Here is a 19,880-nt window from a genome sequence, read left to right on the forward strand (position 1 = left end):
ACCAACTTATCTAAGTAAATTAATTGCTTTTTGATAGTTTTTAGACCCAAAGATATAATGCCCAGAAACAGCAATATCTACGCCCGCTTCCTTTAGCATATTGATATTTTTGTCGTTGATTCCGCCGTCCATTTGAATTAGGCAATCTAGATTTTGCTCTTCTATCATTTCTTTTAGTTTTATCGCTTTTTCTAATGTGCTTGAAATGAAGTTTTGTCCGCCAAAACCGGGATTTACCGACATCAAAAGCACTAAATCCACATATCTTAAAATATATTCCAAAGATTCTTGTGAAGTGTGTGGATTTAGGACAATTCCGGGTTTTATCCCACAATCTCTAATCCTATGAATAGTGCGATTTATATGTCGCTCTGCTTCAATATGAAAGCTTAGAAATTCTGGCTTAATATCAATAAAATAATCTATAAAAAAGCCTACATTTTCGACCATTAGATGAATGTCAAGTGGCTTTTTACTCCGCTTTGCAATTATTTCTACTATCGTATTACCAAAGGTAAGATTCGGCACAAAATGCCCGTCCATCACATCGATATGTAAATAATCGCAATCAGTTTTATTTAACTCATCAATTTCCTCATTAAGCCTACCAAAATCAGCCGATAAAATACTTGGTGCAACTAGCATTAATAACCCCTTTTTAATGAACTTTATATTAATTTATAACAAAAAAATATTATATTATAAATAATTTTAAAGATATAATTACATAATTTATTTTAAATATTAAGGAATTTTAATTGGATTATCTCTTAGAAATAAATGCTCTTAGTAAGAATTTTCACCAAACTAACGCACTAAATAATATATCTTTTAATATTGGTAGTGGCGAGATAGTTGGGCTTCTTGGACCAAATGGAAGTGGAAAAACCACTTTAATAAAAATTATTACAGGATTAATAAATAATTATGAAGGTAAGGTGTTGGTTTTAGGCAAAAAAATCGGTGTAGAATCTAAAAGCAAGGTTTCATATTTACCTGATGTTAATTTCATTCCATCGTCGTGGAATGCAGACAAAGCGATAAGATATTTTGCGGATTTCTTTGATGATTTTGATAAAAACAAAGCAATCTCTCTTTTAAAAGATTTGAATATTCCATTTAATACTGCTTTTAAATCACTAAGTAAAGGCACGAAAGAAAAGCTACAATTAATCCTAATTCTAAGTAGAAATGCACAATTATATATTTTTGACGAACCGATTGCTGGGGTTGACCCCATAGCAAGGGATTTAATTTTTGAATTAATACTAAAAAATTACAATAAAGAAGCAAGTCTAATCATATCTACCCATTTAGTTTTTAGTGTTGAGCGGATTCTATCCTCTGCTATTTTTCTAAAATATGGAGAAATAATTGAGCAAGGTAGCATTGTAGAATTAAAACAAAAATATAATAGTAAAAACTTAGAAGAAATATTTAAGGAGATATTTTGAAATTTTTTAAGGTATTAAAATATGAATTTTTAGAGAATCTCACTTCAATTATATTGTTAAATGGTATTTTATTGGCTTTAATGCTATTTATTAGATTAATAGTTGGCAATGATAATATTGTAACCTTACATTGGATTTTAGCTCTACTAGTTTCAATAGCACCAATTGGAATCTTATGTTCTATAATATTTTTAACCATCATAGTCATTAAATCGCTATATTCAAGGCTTTTTAATACAGAAGGTTATCTCACTCTAAGCCTTCCTGTTAGTTTAGATTCCATACTTATTTCAAAGATTTTTGTAAGCAGTATTTGGATATTGCTTAGTATTATTATTTTTATGATATGGGTATTTTTAATGGCAGAAAGTTTAGAAATAAACCTTTTAAAAGCCTTTTTTACATTGATTTCACAATCTAAAATATTGTATATAATATATTATTTGTGGATTATGTTTTTATGGACTATTAAGCCTATAGTTGCATTATTGCTTACTCTAACACTTTTAAATATAGGTAAAATTACAAGATTCAAACCCCTAATGGGAATTATTATATTTTTTGTTCTTATGTTTTTAGAGAATCTTTGTTTTGGTTTTATAAAGATGTTATTTTATGAGATGGTTATTGATTCAGGGTTTAGATATATCAATCCTAGTATTACGATATTAGGAACATTGATAAATAATAGCACACAAATAAATTCTATAGTGCTAATTGAAAGTTGTATTACTATACTTATCATTTTATTTTATTATTTTATTTGCAGGTATCTAATAAAAAATAAACTTGAAATTTAATCTAAGATTAAGGGGGAAAAATGCTTTATTCAATCATTACTGCTATACAAAAAAGTGCGATTTGCATTGATAATTTATTAAAAAAAGATGATTTTAATTATCTTAATAGCAAAAACAGCACAGGGGATATACAACTTGATATTGATGTGGAAGCAAATAGAATATTTAAAGATACGCTTCTTTGTCTGGAATCAATAAAAGGGGTTTGTAGCGAAGAAGAAAAAGAGATAATATATAAAGAAAATCCTAGTGGGGTTTATATAGTGGCATTTGACCCACTTGATGGCTCTTCTATTGTAGATTCTAATTTAAGTGTAGGAAGTATCTTTGGAATCTATAATCAAGAATTAAATGCTAAGAATCTAATCGCAAGTGGCTATGTTATCTATGGTCCAAGATTAGAAATGATAGTAGCACAAAATGATGTTCATCACTATATATATAATGGCAATGAATGGAAAATCAATGGGAATCTAACTCTTAGCAACAAAGGCAAGATTAATGCTCCGGGTGGCACACAAAAAAATTGGAGCACAAAACATAAAATATTAATAGAATCTTTATTTTTAGAAGGTTACAGGCTTCGATATTCGGGCGGAATGGTGCCAGATTTACATCTTATTTTAAGAAAAGGTGGCGGACTTTTTAGCTATCCACCAACAAGCGATATGCCTAATGGAAAACTAAGGGCATTGTTTGAGGTATTTCCATTTGCATTTATTTTTGAAAAAGCTGGTGGAGAGGCTATCGATGGGCAGAATAGATTGCTTGATTTAGAAATTGATACAATTCATCAATCACTACCTTGTTTCTTTGGAAGCAAAGATGAAATATCGAGAGTAAAATTAGCATATAAATAGGAAAACGATGGAAAACACAAAAGATAATTTTCAAAAAGAATTAGATGAAAAAATAATAAAACTACAAGATTGCCAAAAAAACAAAAATCTAGATTCTTGTCTTAAATGCGAAAATATAGTTGGCTGTGAAATAAGAAAAGATTATGTTGATTCCGTATATGCTAGTATGAATAAAGGTAGTGGCGGATTTTTTAATTTTGAAACTGAATAAAGAAAGGTTACAATGACAAAATATGTTACAACTCCAATTTATTATGTGAATGATGTCCCACATATAGGACACGCTTATACTACGATTCTATGTGATATGTTTAAGCGATACCAAGTATTAAAAGGCAATGAATGTGTTTTATTAACAGGAACAGATGAGCACGGACAAAAAATTGAAAATTCCGCAAAATTAAAGCAAAAAAGCACACAGGAATATGCCGATGAGATAAGCTTTAAATTCCAGAATCTTTGGAATAATTTTGGAATTGCGTATGATTATTTTGTCCGCACAACAGATAAATACCACGATATTGGCGTCAAATACGCATTTGAAGAAATGTATAGAAATGGGGATATTTACAAAGGTCATTATGAGGGTAATTACTGCATTAGTTGTGAGACATTTTTCACAAAAAGGCAATTAGTCGATGAATTCTTTTGCCCTGATTGTGGGAAAGAAACCACTCCACTAAAAGAAGAAAGCTATTTTTTTAGATTAAGCAAATATGAAAATAAGCTCTTAGAATGGTATAAAGAGAATCCAAACATCATTCTACCACTACATAAAAAAAATGAGATTATAAAATTTATCGAAGGTGGTTTGAGTGATTTATCAATAACTAGAAGTGGCTTTAAATGGGGGATTAGTCTGCCACCATTTGTAAATGATGATAAACATATTATATATGTTTGGCTAGATGCGTTGCTTAGCTATATTACGCCACTTGGTTTTGGTAATGATAATCTAAATAAAATGTATTTTTTTAATGACGCTACACATTTTGTAGGGAAAGATATTTTAAGATTCCACGCTATTTACTGGCCTGCGTTTTTAATGAGTCTAAATCTACCACTCCCAAAGAAAATCTACGCACACGGATGGTGGACAAGAGATGGTGCAAAAATGAGCAAAAGCGTTGGCAATGTAATAAATCCAGAGGAAATCGCTAATACCTATGGATTAGAAAATATGCGATATTTTTTGATTCGCGAAGTGCCATTTGGACAAGATGGTGATTTTAGCAGAAAAGCATTGATTGAAAGGTCAAATTCCGAGCTTAGCGATACTTTGGGGAATCTTTTGAGTAGATTACTTGGAATGGGCGAAAAATACTTTAATCTAACAATAGAATCCAATAATTTTGATTATCTAAAAAATGAGATTGATGAGGTTGCTATAATCATAGAATCCCTAGAATATTATATGGAAAATATGATGCCAAATCGATATTTAGAAGAACTTTGGAAGATTTTCAATATAGCGAATCTAAGTATTACAAAATATGCACCTTGGGATATGATGAAAGAGCAGAAAGTCGATGATGTAGCTACATTGTTAGTATTTGTTGCGAATATTTTAGCTAAAGGCTCATTGCTTTTATATCCTATTTTACCGAATAGCTCAAAAGAGATTATGAAATCGCTTGGGGTTGATTTTTCTCATTACAATAAGATTATATTGGATAATGAACTAATAAATACATTTAAGCTAACAAAGATTCCGCCACTTTTCCCAAAGATAGAAAAACCAGCCATTGAAACAAATATAAATAAGATTAATCTAAAAGATGAAATAAATATTAAGCAATTTGATAAGATTGATATTAGAGTTGGCAAGATTCTAGAAGCAAAGAGAATCGAAAAATCAAATAATCTTTTAGTTTTAAATATTGATTTTGGGGAATCTATTGGAACTAGGCAGATTGTATCTGGCATTGCAAATTTTTATAAACCTGAGAATATTAATGGTGTTTTGGCTTGTGCGATTATCAATCTAAAACCTAGTAAGATAATGGGTGTTTTAAGTCAAGGTATGATTCTAACAACAGAAGATAGCAAGGGCAATCTTAGCCTACTTAGCGTATATAGTAATACAGAACTTGGAAGTAAGATAGGATAATATTTGCTTTTAGATAACTTTATAGAAATCATTTCAGGAAAGCTTTGTAACACACCTTGCATATCGTTTATACACAATATAACAACAAAAGTTGAGAATATAAAAAATGGCGATATGTTTATAGCTAGAAATAAAGATGAGATACAAGATGCAGTCAAACGCGGTGCTTATGGCATTGTAAGTGATACTTGTGTTGAAATAATCGATAATGAAATAGCTTGGATTCTAGTAGATGATATTGATAATGCATTATTGAAATTTATAAAATATATTCAATTAATGAATAATATTGAAATCTATTATTGTGATGATATTAGCTTTAAATTAGCCAATAATATAATAAAAGATTCTCAAGTTAGATTCGCAACAAATGTAGATGAACTATTAGAATCCTTGTTTTATAAAAATATTATTATTAATTTTAATATTTCTTTATTTGAGATTCTGCATTTGGAGAGCCAAAAGGAATTATGTTTTAGTATCATCAAACAAACATTATTTGAAATAAAAATGGAATATGATAATGAAATATATCAAATCATTATTCCCAAGATATTTATTAATGAATTAAATAATGTCATTTATTTTTGCAAACAAAAAAATATTAGCTTGAATCTTAATGCTGATTTATCATCATTTTTACCAGTATTTATCAACTCCTATGCTAGGCTTTCAAAATATGGGCAATCAATGCGTTTTATTTATGCTTCAAAAGATAGAAAATTCATTAAAAGATATATTGACTTTGTTCTTTTAGCAAAATGGGGAAAAGCATTATTTTTATCCACAAAACAAACATACAAGCACATTCAAACAAAGCATTATAAATCCAAAGATGAATTAATGCAGTATTTTTCACTAAATGAATTCCATTTTTTTGTAGTATTTGGCATCAGTCAAAGTGAGCTAAAAGAAGTTATAGCGGATAACGCCACTGAATTAAGTTTATTTTAGTTATTTTGCGAATCTTTTAGAATAATAACAGAAAGTTACTTCTGCCGTTAATATTTATCATAATTATCATTAAAGTATCATAAAATAAGAAATATTATAAGAACATTACATAGCCATATATTAAGAAACTAAACAATCAATTATGTAATTTTATTTTAATTTTATATAATACTCTTAGCTTAATATTTTCTATAAATTTTCTTAATGATTAAAGATAGCTTATAGTATATTAAGTCGAGATACAAATGTTCAAATTACAAAGGAGAGAGTATATGAATAAGTTACTAAGCTACATTATATGGGCAATAGTTGCTTTCGTTGGTGCAGCTTGCTTTGCAGTGTTAGCAATGCATACTGGTGAAAGTATAAATGCCATTTGGTTTGTTGTTGCGGCAGTTTGTATTTATGCAATTGCTTATAGATTCTACAGCAAATACATTGCATTTAAGGTATTAGAGCTTGATGATAAAAGGGCTACGCCTGCAGTTGTCAAAAATGACGGAAGGGATTTCGTTCCAACAAATAAAATCGTTTTATTTGGACACCATTTTGCTGCAATCGCTGGTGCTGGTCCATTAGTCGGTCCAATCCTAGCTGCTCAAATGGGTTATTTGCCGGGAATGATTTGGCTAGTTGTTGGGGTTGTGTTGGCTGGAGCAGTTCATGATTTCGTCGTGCTATTCTTATCTACAAGACGAGATGGGAAAAGCTTGGGCGAGATGATTAAAATGGAGCTTGGCAAGGGCGTTGGAACAATCGCAATGATTGGAATCTTAGGCATTATGATGCTAATTATCGCCATTCTTGCACTTGTTGTTGTAAATGCTTTGGCTGAATCTCCTTGGGGACTATTTACTATATCTATGACTATCCCTATTGCGATTTTAATGGGAATCTGGATGCGATTTTTGCGACCGGGCAAGGTTGGTGAAGCAAGTATTATAGGATTTGCACTTTTAATCCTAGCACTTTGGTTTGGACACTATGTAGGACAAGACCCATATTGGGGTCAAGTATTCACAGTTACTCCTATCAATTTAACATATATTATGATTGCTTATGGTTTTGTTGCGGCTATTTTACCTGTATGGTTCTTACTAGCTCCTAGGGATTATCTAAGCACATTCTTAAAAATTGGTGTTATTATAGTTATGGCACTAGCGATTGTATTCGTTCAGCCAGATGTTACTATGCCTAGTGTAACTCCATATATCGATGGAACAGGTCCTGTATTCTCAGGGAAATTATTTCCATTCCTATTTATTACTATCGCTTGTGGTGCGATAAGTGGATTCCACGCATTAATTTCTAGTGGAACTACTCCAAAAATGCTAGAGAAAGAAACCCACGCACGAATGGTAGGCTATGGCTCTATGCTTATGGAATCTGCTGTTGGTGTTATGGCGTTGATTGCCGCTATTATTATAACTCCGGGTCTATATTTTGCGATAAATGTCGCTCCTGCTGGACTTGGAACTGCTGGAATGACAGGATTGAATGTTTTTACAAATCCAGAAGGTTATGCAGCCGCCGCAGCAGCAGCAGCTGGAACAATAAATGGCTGGGCAGATGGAATATTTAGTATTAGCGGAGCGGATATTGTGGCTTTCACAAAAGAAATTGGTGAGCCAAGCATTTTAAGTAGAACAGGTGGTGCACCAACATTTGCGATAGGTTTTGCAAGTATCATTGCACAAGTTCCTTTATTTAATGCAGCTTCTATGGCGTTTTGGTATCACTTTGCTATTTTGTTTGAAGCATTATTTATTTTAACTGCCGTTGATGCAGGGACAAGAGCTGGGCGATTTATGGTTCAAGATGTTTTGGGTAATGTCTATAAACCAATGCGTAATATTAGTTCATATCCAATGGGGATTATTGCGACATTTATCTGCGTCGTTGCGTGGGGATATATTTTGTATCAAGGTATCACAGACCCACAAGGTGGTATAAAATCGCTTTGGACTCTATTTGGTGTTTCAAATCAACTACTTGCTGGAATAGCTTTATTACTTGGCGTTAGTGTATTATTCAAAATGGGCAAAGGAAAAATGGCTTGGGTTGTTATCGTGCCTGTTGCTTGGGTGCTTATATCTACAATGAGTGCTGGAGTGCAAAAACTTCTCCCTGCAAATGGAGAAAAAGTGCATGACTCAGTAAGCCATGTGGCAATCTACCAAAATCAAAGTGCAAAAGCAGCCGAATTACTAGCACAAGGACAAATTGAGGCAGCAGATAAAGCGCAACTAATTGCTAATAATAATTTAATTAATGCAATTCTATGTGCATTGTTTATGATTATTACATTGATTGTTTTAGCGGCTACCGTAAGAATTTGTATCAAAGTCTTAAAAGGAGAAAAAGTAGAGCCACCATTGGCAGAATCTCCTTATAAAAATGCTAGCGATTACGAAAGCAAAATCGGTGCACATGGTTGAAATAAAAGCACTTTTCAAGAAAATTAAAAATATCTATAAAAAATCAGATAGGTTTTTCCACCTCTTGGTGGGAATGCCTAGCTATGATAAATATTTGGAGCATATGGAGAAAAATCATCCTGATAAGATTCCAAAAACCCAAAAGGAATTCTTTAGGGAAGCTCAGGATAGTAAATATGGTCCGGGTAGCACAAAATGCTGATAAGCTAAAAAGGATAAAGTTTTATCAAAACAATTTAGCTCATCAAAGCAACTTTCAAATTCTTACTTATAACTTGCAATAAAATCATAAAATTTTATTAAACAATAAAAATTATCTTTTTTTAAGCTTGTTTTTAATGGGGGGGGGTAGAATAAAAGCTTTATTTTAGATTAGGGATTGCAAACATATGATTGTATTAATATTTTTTATATTTTTAATCATTGGGGTTGCTATAGGATTTATATCAGGCTCTGTAACCAAGTATCAAATAAACCAAAACATAAGACGACTTATCCATACATTATCGCTAGTATTAATGATTATCATTTCATTTATATGGTCTATCAATCACGGAGTTTGGGGATTTGCCGTCTTTGTTGAGCTAATATTTGCATATTTCATTGGTATTGGTATAGCAGGTGGAGAAGATGCAATATCATAAACTAGCGGGGAATGTCTAATTCCCGCTACTTTAAGCTAATTGGATTGTAGTAGAATCTACTTTTTTTAATAAGATTCTACTTTAAGATTCTAGCAGTTAAATAACATCGTCCCTTCTTTATTTGATATAAGGTCTTTCATACTCAAATAGCTATTTAATGCCCCAATATAGGCTTTTGCTGTTGCACTCATCGTATCAATGTCTAATCCATGCCCAATTATCGCTGGTTTATTTGGCTCAAACTCCACTTTTACGATGACTTTGGCTAATGCATCTTTACCGCTAGTAACAGACTCAACTTTATATTCCTTTAGATTCCCTTTAATACCACTTATCCTATCTACACTTTTTAAGACGCAATCCACCGCTCCATTTCCTAATGCACTATCGCTATATTCAATATTTTCTCTAAACATACTTGTAGCTGCACAATATTTCCCAGACGAGCACGCACTAACTTGAATCATATTTAAACTAAATATTTGTGGGATATGCGTGGTTTGCTCTCCTAGAATCTCTCTTATATCATCATCAAAAACCTCTTTTTTGCTATCACATAAAATTTTGAAGTTATCAAATGCTTTGCTTATCTCATCATCATTCAACACAAAACCTAATAATTTCGCTTTATCTTTAAATGCCGCTCTACCGGAATGTTTGCCTAAAATAAGCCCAGAATCCAAATCTAAGCCAATATCGCTAGGCTTCATAATCTCATAAGTCTCCTTATGCTTTAAGACGCCATCTTGGTGGATTCCACTCTCGTGTGCAAAGGCATTTTTACCAACGATAGCTTTATTTGGTTGCGGACTTATCCCCGTAACATCTGCTATAAGCTTACTTGTTGAATAAATTTCTTTGGTGTTAATATTTGTGCTTAAACCATCAAATAAATCTGCCCTAGTTTTTAAAATCATCACAATTTCCTCTAGTGCAGTATTCCCCGCTCGTTCACCCAAGCCATTTATGGTGCATTCCACTTGCCTTGCTCCAGCTTTTATCGCCTCGATAGAGTTTGCGACCGCCACGCCTAAATCATTATGACAATGCGTAGATAAAATCGCTCTATCTCCCACGAACTCGTGCAATTCCTTAAAAATCGCTCCAATCTCATTTGGCATTCGATAGCCCACTGTATCTGGGATATTTAGCGTAGATGCTCCAGCTTTTATCGCCTCACCTAAAATTTCTTTTAAGAATCCAATCTCACTCCTACACGCATCTTCGCACGAAAACTCCACATCGCTAACTAGGCTTTTTGCAAATTTTATAGATTCCACCGCTCTTTTTATAACCTCATCTGGCTTCATTTTTAGCTTGTATTGCATATGAATTGGGCTTGTAGCGATAAATAAATGGATTCTTTTATTTTTTGCTGGGGCGATTGCATCACTCGCTGCTTGAATATCCTTTTCCATTGCCCTTGCAAGAGAACAAACGCAAGATTTTTTAAGATTCTGTGCGATTTTATTAATCGCCTCAAAATCCCCCGGACTAGACGCCGCAAACCCCGCCTCGATAATATCCACACCCAATTTCTCTAACTGCAAAGCAATCTTAATTTTTTCTTCAATATTCATTGAAGCACCCGGGCTTTGCTCTCCATCTCTCAAAGTTGTATCAAAAATCTTTATTATATTTTGCATTATTATTCCTTTAATTGTATTTTATATATTTATATTTGTGATTTTGTAGATTAAAAAATTATTGCAGTAAGAAGCTTTTTGTATATCTTGTAAATGTAAAAAATCGTAAATAATGCATAATCTACACCCCTTAGTAAGTGATAACTACTTTTATAGTAGCAGTTATAATATAATTTTAAACTTAAGAATTTATTGTTTTTTTGAAAAATACTTTTGATATTAGGATATAAAAATACCTTAAAATACCAAATAAAATATATAAACTTATACCGATAAAAATACTTTCTATTGGATGGACAAAAGTTATAGCAAGAACAATAATTAAGCATATAAATTTACTTAGATTCCATTTTATGTGCTTAAAATTTGGATAGCGAATATTACTCACCATAAGAATCCCAACAATAAATGTTATAACCAAAAGATATGCTAAATATCCACTAAAAATATCATATCTATGTTCTAAAAAAAGCATAGTTACAACAAAAATAGCTGCAGATGGGATTGGTAATCCTATAAAATATTTTGTAGATTCATTACTTGAAGTAACATTGAATCTAGCAAGTCGAATCGCCCCAAAAACCACAAAAAGACAACTAACCATAGCTCCAAAGCGTCCGTAATACTGCCCTATTGAAAAAAATAATAAAATAGCCGGAGCACAACCAAAAGCAACAACATCACATAAAGAATCAAACTCAATACCAAATTTACTTGAAGTATTTGTCATTCTAGCTACTCTACCATCAAGCCCATCTAACACCATAGCAATTATAACAAGCCAACAAGCAAATTCTATTTTTCCTTTGGATGCATAAATAATGCTTAAAATCCCTAAAAATGCACTTGTTGCAGTAAATAAATTTGGTAGTATGAATAGTGGATTTATTTTCAAAATAACTTTCCTAGTATAGTTTGCCCTGCAAAGATATTTTGACCTTTTTCAACCTTTAATCCACAAGGTGCATAAATGCTAAGGATTAAATATCCGTATTTCATAAAGCCCATTCTATCTCCAGCAAATGCAGAATCTATTTGATAAATACTAACTTTATTCCAAACCTCAGGCAATAAAGTAATATTATAAACCATCTTATCATTATGGAATCCATCAATACAATGCTTGGTATTTAGCACTTCTTTAAGACTATTATCGCCTGTAATAAATAAACCATATTTGTATTTTGTAGAAATACTATCAATAAATATTGGGGTGCGTAAGATTCCAACATCAAACATATTTACTTTAATTTTTAATAAAGTAGTGTCATTATTTTTTATAACATCTTTGATAACACCATCGCAAGGTGCGACAATCATATCCTCCTTACGATATTCCGCAATTCTCTCTGGATTCCTAAAGATAACAATCAAAAATAAACATACTATTAAAAATACTAATGCCATAACATTTAAGTGCAAGAAAATAAATAAAAACACTAAAATGACACTAAGCACGATAGATTTAACACCCTCTTTTGCAATAATTTGATTTGTTGTTTGTTCGCTTTTTGGCTTATTCATTCACACTTCCATAGCTAGAATCCTGCTATTGTGGATTCTACAATTATTAAATTAAATGTTATATAAATCTAATCTTACTAAAAATTTAGTTTCTTTTAGAATCTAACAAATATCTAATCTTCATCATCTATTTGTTCTCTTGCAACAAGTCTTGTTTCTATATTATTTTTAGTTTCAAATTCAGCGATAATATCCCTAACACGACTTCCTTCAATAACTTCTTTTTCAAATAATTCTTTTACCATAATTTCTATAGCTTCTTTGTAATCACTCAATGTTTGTTTTACAAACTCATACCTAGAATCCAATGTATTTTTGATAAACATATCCATTTCTTCAGCAGTCTTTTCACTAAACTCTCTTGGAGAGCCCATTCCGCCATTTAAAAATGAATTTCGTTGCTTTTCTAATACCATAAGTCCGCTAACATTTGTCATTCCATAATAACTAATCATCGCCTTTATAATATCCGTCGCTCGTTCCAAGTCATTGCTAGCACCTGTAGATATTTCGCCTAAAAACACATCTTCAGCCGCTCTACCACTTAAAAGCACATCAACTTCAGCGATTAATTCATGTTTTTGCATTAAATACCTATTTTCCTCTGGCGTATGTAGCGTATATCCTAAAGCCGCCATTCCACGCGGAATAATAGAAACCTTATTTACTTTACTTGCACCTTCTGTCATCTCGGCAATAACTGCGTGTCCACTCTCGTGATAGGCTACGATTTTTTTCTCTTTTGGGGAGATTCTGCGAGATTTTTTCTCTAGTCCAGCGATACTTCGCTCAACTGCTTCTCTAAAATCTTGTTGTGTAACCTCTTGTTTATTTGCTCTACCTGCAAGAAGTGCCGCTTCATTAATAATATTTGCCAAATCAGCCCCTGCAAGTCCAGCAGTAAGTCTAGCAATCTCTTGTAAATCCACATCTCTACCAAGTTTCACGGATTTAATATGGACTTTTAGAATCTCCACTCGCCCATTAAAATCTGGCTTATCCACTAAAACTTGTCTATCAAATCGACCCGGTCTAAGCAATGCTTGGTCTAGCACCTCTGGGCGGTTTGTCGCAGCAAGGACAATAACTGGCGAGCTATCCGAGCTAAAGCCGTCCATTTCAGCTAAAAGCTGATTTAGCGTTTGCTCTCTCTCATCATTTCCGCTAATCATTCCACCTGCTGCTCTCGACTTTCCTATTGCATCGATTTCATCGATAAAAATAATACTTGGAGCTTCCTTTTTTGCCATCTCGAATAAATCTCTAACCCTACTTGCTCCAAGTCCCACAAACATCTCGATAAAGCTACTACCGCTCATTGAGAAAAATGGCACATTCGCTTCACCTGCAACTGCCTTTGCAAGGAGGGTTTTACCTGTTCCCGGAGGTCCTACTAGAAGAACACCTTTTGGGATTTTTGCTCCAATAGTGGCATATCTATCAGGATGTTTTAGAAAATCTACAATCTCCACAACTTCTTCTTTTGCCTCTTTATTTCCTGCCATATCATCAAATCTAACCTTTGGTTTTTCGGCATTTACTAGTTTTTTGGCATTCCCCATACCAAATATGCCATTCCCCATATTTTTTTGCATTCGACTTGCCATAAACATCCAAAGCCCAAGAATGATAAACACAGGAACAAGCCAACCCAGCATATCAGTAAACCAATTACTCTCGCTAAATCCGCTATATGGAATCTCTTTAGCATCCAAAAGTGGAACAAGTGTATTATCATTAACTTTTCTAACATTATAAATTATTTTTTGTCCATTTTGAGTGCCTTGTGCTTTTATCATTGTTTGACCAATGGCTACTTGCTCAACTTCTTTATTTTCAATCAATTTTTTTAATTCATAGTAGCTTATAGTTTGCGTTGTGCCACTATTTAAGAGTGAGCCTCCACTAGGAGAGAGTAGTTTAAATGCAAGAATTACAATAATAGTAAAAATAGCAAATATTACGATAGGATTCCCACTCATTGGGTTATTTGGTTTATTATTTTGTTTCATTATACTCCTTTACTTGCAAGATTTATATTTTTATATACAAGACAAGCCCACTCATCTTTTATTTTTTCTTCTACTAATGTTAAGCTTTTAAAACATTCTTTTAGTGAATCTAAATATATATCTAAGATTCCAGATAATACCAAATAGGCATTATTATTTAGAGAGCGTATAAGTTTTGCCTTCTCTTCAATTATCACTGATGCTACAATATTAGCTACAACTATATCATATTGTTTATTTGTATTATTGATTGTGCCAAGCCAAATTTGTGAAATTGTAGCATTATTTTTTGAAAAATTTTTCTTTGCCTCTTCTATAGCCAACTCATCTATATCGCACATAGAAACTTTTGCACCAAGCTTATTTGCACAAAGAGCTAAGATTCCACTACCACAACCAACATCAAGCAAAGTCGTAGATGGAGTTATATTCAATGATTGCAACACATCAATACACATAAAAGTGCTAGAATGATGTCCTGTTCCAAATGCCAAAGAGGGCTCTAGAATAATATTAATCTTAGAATCTAATTTTTCAAGCCAAGTTGGATAAATATGAAATATACCACAATCTACTGCCGTTATAGAATCCTTGTATTTTTCAATATAATTTTCACTTTGTTTTTTTGTAATTGTATAGGTAAAATCTACATTTGTAGAATTTATAATACTTAGATTCTCACTTAAGGTTTGTAGATAAGCTATAAGGGGGTTTTCGATATTTTTATCTGTTCTAATGATAATATAAAAATTTTTGTTGTTATTTGTAACACTCTGCCCTGTTTCTTCTACTATCTCTACTGCTTGAGATGTAAAATCCAATATCTCACTCATAAAAATATCACTAAAACAATTAGGTTTAATGCAAATCTCAAAATAATATCCGCTCATATTAGATTAAACTTCATTCACTCCCAACACAGCCTCTAATTTTTCTTTCAACACTTGTGGAGTAAATGGCTTAACAATATAATTATTAACTCCAGATTTTAGAGCAGTTATAACCTCTGCTTTTCCACCCTCAGTTGTTACCATAATAATAGGAATATCCGCAAATCTAGCATCTCCGCGAACCTTTTTCACCAAGTCAAGCCCATTCATCTCTGGCATATTCCAATCAGTAATAAGAATCTTTATATCATCAATAGTATCCAAAAGCTCCCACGCTTGAAGTCCGTGCTCCGCTTCTAATATATCATCATAGCCAAGTCTTTGGAGTGTATTTTTTATAATTCTTCTCATTGTAGAACTATCATCGACAATAAGTAATTTCAATATTTTCTCCTTATAAATCAAGCAAATAAATTCCAAAATAATACCATAATAATATTTTTTTAAACAAAAATCACCTGATATTTTTGAAAAAATGGGGTTTAAATGGATTTGTGGATTCTAGCGTGGAATATTTGTGGAATATTTTTGAAATCTTAAAACAATCTTTATTGCTAGGCAGAATCTATTTTCTTAAATATTTCTTAAAATTTGTTTAAATAAAGTTAAATCTTACAAAAACGCTAAAATTACTCACACTCTTTAAATCAACTTTTACTTTTTGCTAGAATTTTAAGATTAAATTAAAGGTAAGATTTTGGATTTGTTTTCCCAAAATGTAGAAAAAAAGAAAGTGTGATTAAAAAAAGTGCTTTAGCAATTATCACACCAAAGGAGAATATATGGATTTTAAGAAAATAACGATTTTAGAATGTTTTGATAGTTCACAAAAGCAGTATGAAATACCTATTTATCAACGAGCTTATTCGTGGGATAGGGATAACTTAAGGGTATTTTTTGAGGATATCGTAGAGCACTCAAATGGCAGTAGCAATTATTTCTATGGGAATATTTTGCTTGAGAGGATAGAGCAAGGTAAAAAATACGAAATTATCGATGGACAGCAGAGATTAACCACACTCGTAATTTTTATTAGAGCTATATTAAATGTGCTAAAAAGCAAAAATTACAATGCAGATTCAAGCGATTTTTACGAGGAAAAAGAAAAAATCTATTTAAAAAATGGAAATAATATCAAGCTTCGACCAGTTGAGTATGATAGGGCTTGTTTTGATGGAATCATTATTGACGATAAAGATGATTTTAAGACAAGCACCCCTTCGCAAGAAAGAATCAAATATACAAAAGAATATTTTATTAAACAATTGGCAAAACTTGAAACAAATGAGATTTTAAACATATTAAATAAAATTGAAAGCACGGAGCTTATCGCAATTGAGATTGTGGGAAAAAAAGATTCCGTATTGATGTTTGAGCTTCAAAATAATCGCGGAAAAGATTTAACAAATATGGAGCGATTGAAGTCCTACTTTATGTATCAAATGTATGTGTATAGCGATGAAAATGAGGTGAATGCCAATATTGAAAATATCTCAAATATCTCCAAGGAAATCTATAAACTGATTAATGATATTAAGCTTGAGGAAGATAGTGTGCTGTTTTATCATAATCAAGCATATATAAATGGCTATGCTTATAGAACGCTAGATGATGTAAAAAATATATTTGGAAAAGTAGATAAAGACAAAAAGGTTGAATGGATAATCGAATATATGCGAAAGCTACATACGACTTTTTCTAACATCAAACAATTTGAGCATTTGGATAATACGCATAAATATTATTTAGAATGTTTGGGAATCTCAGCATTTATATATCCATTTATTATTAAGGGCTTTAGATTTTTAGATAGCAGTAAGATTGATGAGCTATTTCAAGTGCTAGAGATTCTGCTATTTAGAGCTAAGCTAATTAACACAAGGGCAAAGATACAAGAAAGATTGAATGCAATATTGTCTAATTTTAATAATGACGATATTGCCAAACTAAGAGCAGATATAAAAAACAAATTAAATGAATCTGGGTATTGGGACGACGATAGCATAGAAATAGCTTTATGTGGAGATATGTATAATAAAGAGGTAATAAATTACTTGCTTTGGCGATATGAAAACGCTATCCAATCAAAGGGCTATAGTATTGATAGATTCAGTATTGAGGGTGAATCTATCGAGCATATATCGCCCCAGCAGCCAGATAATGGAGTGCTTGAAAATGGCTATGATGTAGATGAAAATAATCAATATGACGATGAGTTTATCAAAGAATATTTAAATTGCTTGGGGAATCTAGTGCTTATCTCGAAGTCCCATAATTCCGCTATTGGCAATAAGCCTTTTAGCGAAAAACTAGAATCTTATAACAAAAATCTACTTTTAAAACAACAAGCCGAGATTAAAGACTTTGCCAAAGAGGAAAATGGCAAACTAGTTTGGAAAAAAGTTTCCATAGATGAAAGGCGAGATAAAATCGCTGAATTTGCACTAAAAACTTGGAGTTTTTAAAAAGTAGCAAAAAAAGCGGTGGGTAAGATTAAGCTTTTGCTAAAGTCGCAAATAGCATTAAATGCAAAAGCCAAAAATCCAATTTTATTAAAATATAAAATACGCTATGCTAATATTGTAATCAAACGTCAACAATTAAAATAAAGTGAACATAAATGGCAACAATAGAAATCAATATGCAACGATTAGAATATTTATTAGAATTGTTTAATATGGATAAAAATATATTGTGCCAAGAAATAAATATTGATATTGGCTACATTAGAAACCCAATTATAGTAAATCATCTAAAAAAGATTGATGCGATTTTTAAAAAAGGTTTGCCATTCTACACCAACCCAAATCCAATAGATAAGAAAAAATCCAGCATTCTTTTTAGGAAAACTAACATAAAAGATTCTTTAAATATTGGAGATGTAGAGTTTATAACCCAAAAAGAATCTGAAATAAATTATATAAACAGCTTAATTAAGCTAAGTAAATTTAATGCAAATTTCAAACAGCTAGACAGATTTTCCATTAAAGATTCTCCAAAAGATATTGCTACTCAATTGCAATATATTATTCCAAATAAAAATGTGAGCGATAGGGATTTTTTAAAGCAATTTATAGCAAATTTGGCAGAATATAATATTATGGTTTTAGAAAATATTGAATCTCACAATAAAAAATATAAATCTAATTTGCTTGGATTTTTTATAAAGCCAAATGCCATTGTTTTAAAAAGGCAAAAATCTCTAAAAAGAGAAATATTTACTCTAGCACATGAATTAGGACATTATTTGCTAAATAGCGAAATGATAGATGATGACATATTTAAAAATAGTGAAAATAAAGAAGAAAAATGGTGTAATGAGTTTGCTTTTTACTTATTGGCAAATGACATACTAAACGCCTTAGAGAACGAGCGAAGCAAAGTTTTCGCGTCAAATATTGCACATAGTTATAACAATGAAAACATAAGGCTTTTATCAAAACAAAACCATATCAGCCAATTAGCCATTTTTTGTTATTATGCAAATAGTGGGGCGATTAGCTGGAAGCAATTTAACGATATAAAAAACTCAATACAAGCAGGTTTAGACGAAAAATTAAACAAAGAAAGGCAAGAGCCAAAATCGAGCAATTTTTATACTCCACCTAAGGCTATTGTATCTCCTTTGCAAAAAGATATTTATATTAATGCTTTTTTTGAGGGAGTAATTGAAGAATATGACATACTTTCTAAATTTAAAGTTAAAAATAACAATTTAGATATTTTCTTGTATGGGTGAAAGATGGAATATTTATTAGACACTAATTCATTGCTTTCGCTCGTAAGATATTATTTACCTTTCGATAGCGACAATCGCTTAAAAGGTTTTATTGAATTGCAATTCAAAGATAGAAATTTTTTATTGCTAAAAGAAGTAAAAAGTGAGTGCGAGAGGGTATCTAGCGGAATAATTATGCAACAATTAAAACTCTCAAATATACAATGCACTCCTAGTAGCAATTCGATAGACAAAAAAATGCACAATTTAATAGATAATAATTTTGCAATTCCAAAATTCAAGCAAGAGTTAGATGTGGACGAATACGAAAATAACAAAAATCAATATATCCAAAGTGCAGATTTTCAATTGATATTTAATGCCTACACTCACAATCGCACCATAATTACAGAAGAAACGCCAAGTAATAATGATAAAAAACTATTTAAAAAAATACCTATCATATGCAATGAACATCGTATAAAATGTATTTCTTTGCCAACTTTTCTCAAAAAGAACATTTCTGTATCATTTACAATTCCCTTAGGCACTTTATTTTAATCGTATTTGTCTATAAAATGATTTTATTGCTCTCTCGTGCCTTATAATCTTTGCCATTATTTTCCATTGAGATAAAACGAAGTGGATTTTGGTTATAACTTAATCTTTTTGTGTTTATAGATTTTCTTGTGCTTCTCCACGCATTTATCAATATGCTACGCTTTTACCCCTTGCAAGTCCCCTAAAATGCACCTATACGCCACTCTAACCCACAACATAAAGAATAAAATCCCCCTTGACATTGTTTTTTTTTTTTTTGATAAACTCCA

At 31.7% G+C, this 19,880-nt stretch carries 20 protein-coding genes; 12 read left to right on the plus strand and 8 right to left on the minus strand.

Annotated features, from left to right (window positions below; all coding sequences use genetic code 11):
- Nucleotides 1-6: 6 nt before the first annotated feature.
- The gene (gene rpe / locus CCY99_RS05775) at nt 7-645 is read right to left on the minus strand and encodes a ribulose-phosphate 3-epimerase (RefSeq protein WP_112060464.1); all 639 of its coding nucleotides are present in this window, start codon (nt 643-645) and stop codon (nt 7-9) included.
- Between the two features lie 113 nt (nt 646-758).
- On the opposite strand from rpe, the gene CCY99_RS05780 reads away from it, so the two are divergent.
- The 9 genes from CCY99_RS05780 to CCY99_RS05820 all read left to right on the plus strand — a co-directional run bounded on the left by CCY99_RS05780 (nt 759) and on the right by CCY99_RS05820 (nt 9,260).
- Complete coding sequence (locus tag CCY99_RS05780; protein WP_112060465.1) at nt 759-1,454, plus strand: ABC transporter ATP-binding protein; 696 nt, start codon at nt 759-761, stop codon at nt 1,452-1,454.
- Nucleotides 1,451-2,254: a hypothetical protein gene (locus CCY99_RS05785; RefSeq protein ID WP_112060466.1), complete on the plus strand. Its 804-nt coding sequence runs from the start codon at nt 1,451-1,453 to the stop codon at nt 2,252-2,254. Before CCY99_RS05780 ends, CCY99_RS05785 begins: the two co-directional genes overlap by 4 nt.
- Nucleotides 2,255-2,274: 20 nt before the next feature.
- On the plus strand, nt 2,275-3,114 hold the full coding sequence (locus CCY99_RS05790) for a class 1 fructose-bisphosphatase (RefSeq protein WP_112060467.1): 840 nt from the start codon (nt 2,275-2,277) through the stop codon (nt 3,112-3,114).
- A 7-nt stretch (nt 3,115-3,121) separates the two neighbouring features.
- Nucleotides 3,122-3,325 (plus strand): hypothetical protein, encoded by a 204-nt coding sequence (locus CCY99_RS05795; protein ID WP_112060468.1) that lies wholly within the window; start codon nt 3,122-3,124, stop codon nt 3,323-3,325.
- Between the two features lie 12 nt (nt 3,326-3,337).
- Complete coding sequence (metG, locus tag CCY99_RS05800; RefSeq protein ID WP_112060469.1) at nt 3,338-5,224, plus strand: methionine--tRNA ligase; 1,887 nt, start codon at nt 3,338-3,340, stop codon at nt 5,222-5,224.
- A gap of 3 nt (nt 5,225-5,227) precedes the next feature.
- Nucleotides 5,228-6,178, plus strand: coding sequence for a hypothetical protein (locus CCY99_RS05805; RefSeq protein ID WP_112060470.1), 951 nt, complete (start codon nt 5,228-5,230; stop codon nt 6,176-6,178).
- 272 nt (nt 6,179-6,450) lie between these two features.
- The gene (locus CCY99_RS05810; RefSeq protein WP_112060471.1) at nt 6,451-8,616 is read left to right on the plus strand and encodes a carbon starvation CstA family protein; all 2,166 of its coding nucleotides are present in this window, start codon (nt 6,451-6,453) and stop codon (nt 8,614-8,616) included.
- Nucleotides 8,609-8,818 (plus strand): KCU-star family selenoprotein, encoded by a 210-nt coding sequence (gene kcuS / locus CCY99_RS05815; RefSeq protein ID WP_112060472.1) that lies wholly within the window; start codon nt 8,609-8,611, stop codon nt 8,816-8,818. The genes CCY99_RS05810 and kcuS overlap by 8 nt, the downstream gene beginning before the upstream one ends.
- 187 nt (nt 8,819-9,005) lie before the next feature.
- Nucleotides 9,006-9,260 (plus strand): hypothetical protein, encoded by a 255-nt coding sequence (locus tag CCY99_RS05820; protein ID WP_112060473.1) that lies wholly within the window; start codon nt 9,006-9,008, stop codon nt 9,258-9,260.
- Nucleotides 9,261-9,349: 89 nt separating this feature from the next.
- Here CCY99_RS05820 and CCY99_RS05825 read toward each other — a convergent pair whose 3' ends face one another.
- From CCY99_RS05825 to CCY99_RS05850, 6 genes are all read right to left on the minus strand, one after another.
- Nucleotides 9,350-10,906, minus strand: coding sequence for a 2-isopropylmalate synthase (locus tag CCY99_RS05825; protein WP_112060474.1), 1,557 nt, complete (start codon nt 10,904-10,906; stop codon nt 9,350-9,352).
- Nucleotides 10,907-11,087: 181 nt separating this feature from the next.
- The gene (gene pssA, locus CCY99_RS05830; RefSeq protein ID WP_112060475.1) at nt 11,088-11,801 is read right to left on the minus strand and encodes a CDP-diacylglycerol--serine O-phosphatidyltransferase; all 714 of its coding nucleotides are present in this window, start codon (nt 11,799-11,801) and stop codon (nt 11,088-11,090) included.
- Nucleotides 11,798-12,430, minus strand: a complete 633-nt coding sequence (locus tag CCY99_RS05835; protein WP_112060476.1) for a phosphatidylserine decarboxylase — start codon at nt 12,428-12,430, stop codon at nt 11,798-11,800. Before CCY99_RS05835 ends, pssA begins: the two co-directional genes overlap by 4 nt.
- A gap of 113 nt (nt 12,431-12,543) precedes the next feature.
- Nucleotides 12,544-14,442: an ATP-dependent zinc metalloprotease FtsH gene (gene ftsH / locus CCY99_RS05840; protein WP_112060477.1), complete on the minus strand. Its 1,899-nt coding sequence runs from the start codon at nt 14,440-14,442 to the stop codon at nt 12,544-12,546.
- Nucleotides 14,442-15,332, minus strand: a complete 891-nt coding sequence (locus CCY99_RS05845) for a 50S ribosomal protein L11 methyltransferase (protein WP_112060478.1) — start codon at nt 15,330-15,332, stop codon at nt 14,442-14,444. Before CCY99_RS05845 ends, ftsH begins: the two co-directional genes overlap by 1 nt.
- A 6-nt stretch (nt 15,333-15,338) precedes the next feature.
- Nucleotides 15,339-15,716: a chemotaxis response regulator CheY gene (locus tag CCY99_RS05850; protein ID WP_112060479.1), complete on the minus strand. Its 378-nt coding sequence runs from the start codon at nt 15,714-15,716 to the stop codon at nt 15,339-15,341.
- Between the two features lie 398 nt (nt 15,717-16,114).
- Between CCY99_RS05850 and CCY99_RS05855 the strand changes: the two genes are divergently transcribed.
- The 3 genes from CCY99_RS05855 (at nt 16,115) to CCY99_RS05865 (ending at nt 19,611) form a co-directional block, all read left to right on the plus strand.
- Nucleotides 16,115-17,797, plus strand: a complete 1,683-nt coding sequence (locus CCY99_RS05855; protein WP_112060480.1) for a DUF262 domain-containing protein — start codon at nt 16,115-16,117, stop codon at nt 17,795-17,797.
- A 155-nt stretch (nt 17,798-17,952) separates the two neighbouring features.
- Nucleotides 17,953-19,071 carry an ImmA/IrrE family metallo-endopeptidase gene (locus tag CCY99_RS05860; RefSeq protein ID WP_112060481.1) on the plus strand — a complete coding sequence of 373 codons (1,119 nt, stop codon included), beginning with the start codon at nt 17,953-17,955 and terminating at the stop codon, nt 19,069-19,071.
- 3 nt (nt 19,072-19,074) lie between these two features.
- Nucleotides 19,075-19,611 carry a DUF4411 family protein gene (locus tag CCY99_RS05865; RefSeq protein ID WP_112060482.1) on the plus strand — a complete coding sequence of 179 codons (537 nt, stop codon included), beginning with the start codon at nt 19,075-19,077 and terminating at the stop codon, nt 19,609-19,611.
- Nucleotides 19,612-19,621: 10 nt separating this feature from the next.
- On the opposite strand, the gene CCY99_RS09575 is transcribed toward CCY99_RS05865, so the two are convergent.
- On the minus strand, nt 19,622-19,762 hold the full coding sequence (locus CCY99_RS09575) for a hypothetical protein (RefSeq protein WP_181646860.1): 141 nt from the start codon (nt 19,760-19,762) through the stop codon (nt 19,622-19,624).
- Nucleotides 19,763-19,880: the final 118 nt, after the last annotated feature.

It is taken from the genome of Helicobacter sp. 16-1353, assembly GCF_003288815.1.
Classification (GTDB): Bacteria; Campylobacterota; Campylobacteria; order Campylobacterales; family Helicobacteraceae; genus NHYM01.